The sequence below is a fragment of the Streptomyces klenkii genome (genome assembly GCF_003626645.1).
Taxonomy (GTDB): domain Bacteria; phylum Actinomycetota; class Actinomycetes; order Streptomycetales; family Streptomycetaceae; genus Streptomyces; species Streptomyces klenkii.
Genome location: NZ_RBAM01000110.1, coordinates 1 through 1,268, shown reverse-complemented (window position 1 = coordinate 1,268; position 1,268 = coordinate 1). Strand labels below are relative to the sequence as shown.

At 70.4% G+C, this 1,268-nt stretch carries 2 protein-coding genes; both read right to left on the bottom strand.

The features are described 5' to 3' along the window. Nucleotides 1-652 (bottom strand): hypothetical protein (locus D7231_RS35005; protein ID WP_120760403.1); only part of this gene is annotated, 652 nt, incomplete at its 3' end. A gap of 93 nt (nucleotides 653-745) precedes the next feature. Continuing rightward, nucleotides 746-1,111 (bottom strand): DUF3846 domain-containing protein, encoded by a 366-nt coding sequence (locus D7231_RS35000; protein WP_158673902.1) that lies wholly within the window; start codon nucleotides 1,109-1,111, stop codon nucleotides 746-748. Nucleotides 1,112-1,268 lie beyond the last annotated feature (157 nt).

Below are 1,268 nucleotides of genomic sequence, written 5' to 3'. Positions count from 1 at the left end.
AGCCGTTGCGGTCCTTCGCCCTCCGCAGGAAGGCGATCCACTGGTCCCACCAGGGGTAGGACCAGGCGGCTTCGCGGTCCTTCTCGTCGGCGCCGTGGTAGGCGTTCAGCGCGGCCTCGATCTGGCGGGGGCTGACGTGCCAGCCGATCATGGGGCTGTCGAACACGTAGGCCGGGATGCCGGGCACGGAGGCCGAGATGCCGGGCTCGCCCTGGTCGGTGGTCAGGGCGGCGCGGTAGGCGGCGAGGAACGCGCGCTCGGCGGGGGTGAGCAGGGCGTCGGCGGCGGTGGCCTCAATGCCGCTCAGCCGCCGGGGGTCCTTCGGGCGTGCGGTGACGCCGAACGCCTCCGGGTCGGGGAAAACGGGCTCGTGCTCGTCGGTGAGCATCCCGAGTTCATACATGGCGCCCTGGCACTCGATCATGTCGGGCGTGGTGAACGTGAACTCCGTGCGCCGGGTGGCGTCGCTGAGTGCCTGCCACGCCTGGCGCCAGTCGGCGGCGCTGACGGCGGGGGCGTGCGGGGCGCTGTCGTCGCTCCGGTCGGCCAGCTCGGACAGCCGGGCGTGAGCGGCGGCGGTCGCGGCGCGCTCGTCGAGATCCGGCCCGGCCGTGGTGACGAACACGAACATGGGGTTGGGGTTGGCTGCCATCGGTTGGCTGCTCCTTGGTGATCTGGGCTTGGCTGGTCGGGGCCGGGCCCGGGGGCGGGGTACCCGCCCGCCCCCGGGCCCGGCGTGGGGCCGTTAGAGGAAGAGGACCCGGAAGGGGAGGGTCAGCTCCGCGTGCGTGCGCTGGATCTGCAACCCGGTCATCCCGACCGTTTCGGGCCCGTCGTGGCCGGTGAGCACGACGTCACCGTGGATCACGTCGGCTATGCCGTTGAGGAGCGCAAGGCCGGTGGCGCCCATGTTGACCGGAAGATTGGCGATCTTGCCCTCACCGTGGAGCCACATGTCCCGCTCGCCGGAGAGCCGGAGCAGTTCCAGCGGGCCGCCGACCTTGCCGCGCAGCCACTCGGCGGACGCCGAGGGGGCCGGGATCGCGTCGAGCGTGATCAGGCGGTTGGCGTCGGCGGGGATGACTACGGCCCCGAGTATTCGGTTCGTCATGAGTCGCTTTCTGTTCGTTGGTGATCGGACTTGGTTTGCCGGTCCGGGCGGGGGTGCCTTCCCCGTTCCCACAAGGACAACATTACTACCTATCGAGCCACCCGTCAACACGAAACCCCAGGTCAGAGGCGACATCAGGGGTTTGTTATGCGGCCGT

What these genes read in the sequence shown, in the direction of transcription:
- D7231_RS35000 (WP_158673902.1), bottom strand. Translation starts at nt 1,111, where the DNA reads ATGACGAACCGAATACTCGGGGCCGTAGTCATCCCCGCCGACGCCAAC.